Annotated in this window: 6 protein-coding genes; 4 read left to right on the top strand and 2 right to left on the bottom strand. The window is 69.2% G+C overall.

The window, feature by feature from the left end:
* Window positions 1–154 precede the first annotated feature (154 nt).
* The 4 genes from WBP48_RS08835 to groL all read left to right on the top strand — a co-directional run bounded on the left by WBP48_RS08835 (window position 155) and on the right by groL (window position 3331).
* The gene (locus tag WBP48_RS08835; RefSeq protein ID WP_424439130.1) at window positions 155–457 is read left to right on the top strand and encodes a DUF3263 domain-containing protein; all 303 of its coding nucleotides are present in this window, start codon (window positions 155–157) and stop codon (window positions 455–457) included.
* Between the two features lie 9 nt (window positions 458–466).
* Window positions 467–1054 (top strand): LytR C-terminal domain-containing protein, encoded by a 588-nt coding sequence (locus WBP48_RS08830; RefSeq protein WP_424439127.1) that lies wholly within the window; start codon window positions 467–469, stop codon window positions 1052–1054.
* A gap of 154 nt (window positions 1055–1208) precedes the next feature.
* Window positions 1209–1412, top strand: coding sequence for a cold-shock protein (locus WBP48_RS08825; protein ID WP_424439124.1), 204 nt, complete (start codon window positions 1209–1211; stop codon window positions 1410–1412).
* A 293-nt stretch (window positions 1413–1705) separates the two neighbouring features.
* Entirely contained in the window at window positions 1706–3331 is a 1626-nt protein-coding gene (groL, locus tag WBP48_RS08820; protein WP_424439121.1) for a chaperonin GroEL, read from the top strand.
* Window positions 3332–3493: 162 nt separating this feature from the next.
* On the opposite strand, the gene WBP48_RS08815 is transcribed toward groL, so the two are convergent.
* Both WBP48_RS08815 and WBP48_RS08810 read right to left on the bottom strand, forming a co-directional pair.
* Window positions 3494–3781, bottom strand: a complete 288-nt coding sequence (locus WBP48_RS08815) for a WXG100 family type VII secretion target (protein WP_424439118.1) — start codon at window positions 3779–3781, stop codon at window positions 3494–3496.
* A 153-nt stretch (window positions 3782–3934) separates the two neighbouring features.
* Window positions 3935–4516 (bottom strand): sensor histidine kinase (locus WBP48_RS08810; RefSeq protein WP_424439115.1); only part of this gene is annotated, 582 nt, incomplete at its 5' end.

The following is a 4516-nucleotide window of genomic DNA, read 5'->3' as shown; positions in this document are numbered from 1 at the left end:
GGGCTGGACCCCGGGCGGCATGCCGAGCGGCGACCCGCCGCCGGACGGCTTCGCCCTCGCCCTCGACGGCGAGATCCTCGCGTTCGCCGACCCGCTCGGCGGATGGCTGGAGTGGCGTGCCGGGGTCGGGCCGCTGCCGCGTTAGCGTGTTGCCGTGCCCCTCTCCGATCGCGACGTGATGCTCCTGGATTTCGAGTCCCGCTGGAGCGGAGGGACCGAGCGAGCTTCACCCGGCGCCAAAGAGGAGGCGGTGCGCACGGAGCTCGGCCTCACCCCCGCCCGCTACTACCAGCTGCTGGGACGAGTGATCGACGCGCCGGATGCCGCCGCGCACGACGCGATGCTCGTCCACAGGCTCCGACGCGTGCGCGACGCGCGTGAGCGCGAACGCGCCGGACGAGCTACGGCCCCCGCGGTGCGCCCGCCTTACGCCGGCCAGACGGCGACAGGCCGGTAGCATTCTCTGGTGCCCAAGACCCCGCCGCGGCCGGACCGCTTCGACGATCTCCCCGAAGATCTCCGCAACGGTTCCGTCCGCATCGGGGCCCACCGCGCCGAGAATCCTCGCGTGCGCGGCGGGCTCGTGCTGCTGTGGTCGACTCTCGCGACGATCGCGCTCATCGCCGTCGGCATCTTCGGCACACTGATCGTCACCGGGCGGGTGACGCTCTTTCCGACGCCGTCGGCGACGCCCTCCGCAGTGCAGACCGCCGAGCCGGTGCTCGACACGGGTTTCCCGGTCACGGTGCTCAATGCGACGCCGCAGTCGGGGCTGGCTTCGGCGCTGGCCGACCAGATCATCGCGGCGGGGTGGAGCGCCGACGATGTCACCGCCGGCGAGGCGGGCTCCCACGATTTCGCGACGACCACGGTGTTCTACTCGGACTCGGCAGACGAGGGACCCGCGCGCGGGCTGGCCCAGGCGATCGACGGTGCAGCCGTCGAGCTCAGCGACGCCTACGCGGCGTTGTCCAGCGACCCGAGCGTCAGGCAGCTCGTCGTCGTGATCGGGCTCGACCGCACGGACTCCGGGGTCGCCACCGCGACGCCCTGAACCACCTCCGGGCGTCCCGCACGTGGCCTGTGTTTCGCGCGTGTGAACTCTTGGATGCAGCCGTGTCAACACTGGCCGTAACTGGCTGTATCGGCGATTTCGCGGCATCCGCCCTGCATAACATGGCGGAGTTCCACAGCATCAGGAGAGTCGCATGACGCAGGGCACCGTCAAATGGTTCAACGCCGAGAAGGGCTTCGGCTTCATCACCGTCACCGACGGCCAGGACGTCTTCGTCCACTACTCGAACATCGACATGTCGGGCTTCCGCGTGCTTGAGGAAGGCCAGCGCGTCGAGTTCACCGTCGGTACCGGTCAGAAGGGCCCGCAGGCCGAGTCCGTCCGCGTCATCTCCTGACGCCGGCATCCCTCCGCCCCGGGCACGCCGCTCGCCGCGCCGCCGCGTCCCGCGCCCACTGAACGCGCGCCCGCCGTCCGCTACCGCTGCCGCGCCCCGGCCCCCGTCGGCGAGAGAACACCTCACGGCCGAGAGAACGGTTGTCGCCCGTTCTCTCGGCCGTCGGTTGTTCTCTCGCGGTCGCGTGTCGGCGGCGGCTTGCACTCGGCATGCCAGAGTGCCAGAATGAGTTAGCACTCCATCATCGCGAGTGCTAAAGACTCATCCTCACGTCCGGGAGGGACGACACACTTATGGCAAAGATCATCGCTTTCGACGAGGAGGCCCGCCGTGGTCTCGAGCGCGGTCTGAACATCCTGGCCGACGCCGTCAAGGTGACCCTGGGCCCGCGCGGTCGCAACGTCGTACTCGAGAAGAAGTGGGGCGCCCCCACGATCACGAACGACGGCGTCTCGATCGCCAAGGAGATCGAGCTCGAAGACCCCTACGAGAAGATCGGCGCGGAGCTCGTCAAGGAGGTCGCCAAGAAGACCGACGACGTCGCTGGTGACGGCACCACGACCGCCACGGTTCTGGCTCAGGCGCTCGTGCGCGAGGGCCTGCGCAACGTCGCGGCCGGCGCCGACCCCATCTCGCTGAAGAAGGGCATCGAGAAGGCCGTCAAGGCTCTCTCCGACGAGCTGCTCGCTTCGGCGAAGGAGGTCGAGACCAAGGAGGAGATCGCCGCCACGGCATCCATCTCCGCCGCCGACACCGAGATCGGCGAGCTCATCGCCGAGGCGATCGACAAGGTCGGCAAGGAGGGCGTCGTCACCGTCGAGGAGTCGCAGACCTTCGGCACCGAGCTCGAACTCACCGAGGGCATGCGTTTCGACAAGGGGTACATCAACCCCTACTTCGTGACGGACCCGGAGCGCCAGGAGGCCGTCTTCGAGGACCCCTACATCCTCATCGCCAACCAGAAGATCGGCAACATCAAGGACCTCCTGCCGATCGTCGACAAGGTGATCCAGGACGGCAAGGAGCTCGTCATCATCGCCGAGGACGTCGAGGGCGAAGCCCTGGCGACCCTCGTGCTGAACAAGATCCGCGGCATCTTCAAGTCGGTCGCTGTCAAGGCCCCCGGCTTCGGCGACCGTCGCAAGGCGCAGCTGCAGGACATCGCCATCCTCACCGGTGGCCAGGTCATCACCGAGGAGGTCGGTCTCAAGCTCGAGAATGCCACCCTGGATCTGCTGGGACGCGCCCGCAAGGTCATCGTCACCAAGGATGAGACCACGATCGTCGAGGGCTCTGGTGAGGCTTCGCAGATCGAGGGTCGCGTGACGCAGATCAAGCGCGAGATCGAGAACACCGACAGCGACTACGACCGCGAGAAGCTGCAGGAGCGCCTCGCCAAGCTCGCCGGCGGCGTCGCCGTCATCAAGGCGGGTGCGGCCACCGAGGTCGAGCTCAAGGAGCGCAAGCACCGCATCGAGGACGCCGTCCGCAACGCCAAGGCGGCCGTCGAGGAGGGCATCGTCCCCGGTGGTGGCGTGGCGCTGATCCAGGCCGGCAAGAAGGTCTTCGAGACCCTCGAGCTCAGCGGCGACGAGGCGACCGGCGCGAACATCGTCAAGGTCGCGATCGAGGCTCCGCTCAAGCAGATCGCCCTCAACGCGGGCCTCGAGCCCGGTGTCGTCGCCAACAAGGTGTCGGAGCTGCCCGTCGGCCAGGGCCTGAACGCCGCGACCGGCGAGTACACCGACCTGTTCGCCGCGGGCATCATCGACCCGGCCAAGGTCACCCGCTCGGCGCTGCAGAACGCCGCGTCGATCGCCGGCCTGTTCCTCACGACCGAAGCGGTCGTCGCGGACAAGCCCGAGAAGGTCGCGGTCCCCGCCGGTGGCGGCGACCCGACCGGTGGCATGGACTTTTGAGTCGAGACGTGTCAATGCCGCGTAGCGGCGTTGACATGGCTGCGACTCAAGGTTGAGCGAGGACCGCGCAGCGGTCCGAGTCGAAACCGAGTCGGAACCCCGTCGGAAAGGCCCCTCCCCTCACCGGGGAGGGGCCTTTCCGGTTGTCACCGGCTCCGGTTGTCAGCGGAACAGGCCTGTCGCGGCCAGCTCGGTCTGCGCATACTGGTTGCCGGCGTGGGCGAGCGCGCCGCCGATGTCGGCGAGAGCGGCCTCGAGCTCGGCCTGCGCGGCGCGCCACCGGTCCACCACGCCCTGGAACGCGAGCGCGGCGCCACCGGTCCACGATCCCTGCAGTTGGGTGAGCTGCCCGAGCATCGCGGCGGTCTCGCTCTGCAGCCGGTCGGCGGTCCCGCGGATCGCGGCGGTCGCGGTGAGAACGGCGTCGGAGTCGACACTGAAAGCGGTCATGAGAAGGGTCCTTTCGGTAAGGTGGACCCCACGCTACGGAGCCGCGCACCCGCGTGGACGGCGTGAGACGGCATCGGTGGACAACTCGCGAGATTCGCCCGCTGGGGAGAAGGCGATGAACCCCGGGCGAAACCGGCAGCGGTCATTCGTCCCTCAGCCGTCGGAGCGCAACCGGGGGAGTGGCTGCGTCTCGATGTAGAGGTGGTCCGCGGCATCCCGCGCTTCGGCGAGAGGGAAGCCCACGCGGAAGGTCGCCCCGCCGCCGGGAGTCTCGGTCACCTCGATGGACCCGTGCAACGCCTCGACGATGGATGCCACGATCGACAGTCCGAGTCCCGAGCCGCCCGTCTCGCGCGTGCGCGACGTGTCGGCGCGCCAGAAGCGCTGGAAGATCTTCTCGCGGATCTGCGGAGGGATCCCCTCGCCGTGGTCCGTGACGGCGATCCAGCCCATCCCGGCCGGCTCGTCGACCCCGACGGTCAGCTCGATCGGCGAGCCTTCCGGCGTGTAGCGACGGGCGTTGCCGAGGAGGTTCGCCACCACCTGCCGGATGCGGTTCTCGTCCCCGAGGACGACGGGCTCCCGCTGCGGTGAGGGCGCCGGGATCGGCGACACCGGGCCGGTCGTCGCGGTGTTCTCCGTCGCCGTCGCCTCGGCCGTATCTCCTCGCGCACCGTCCGCCGGCCGCGGGCGTCGGCGCAGCAGCGACAGCGTCGCCCCGATGGCAGCCCCTCC

Source organism: Microbacterium sp. (assembly GCF_049661145.1).
In the GTDB taxonomy this organism is placed as follows: Bacteria; Actinomycetota; Actinomycetes; order Actinomycetales; family Microbacteriaceae; genus Microbacterium.
This window is presented reverse-complemented; position numbering and strand designations above follow the sequence as displayed.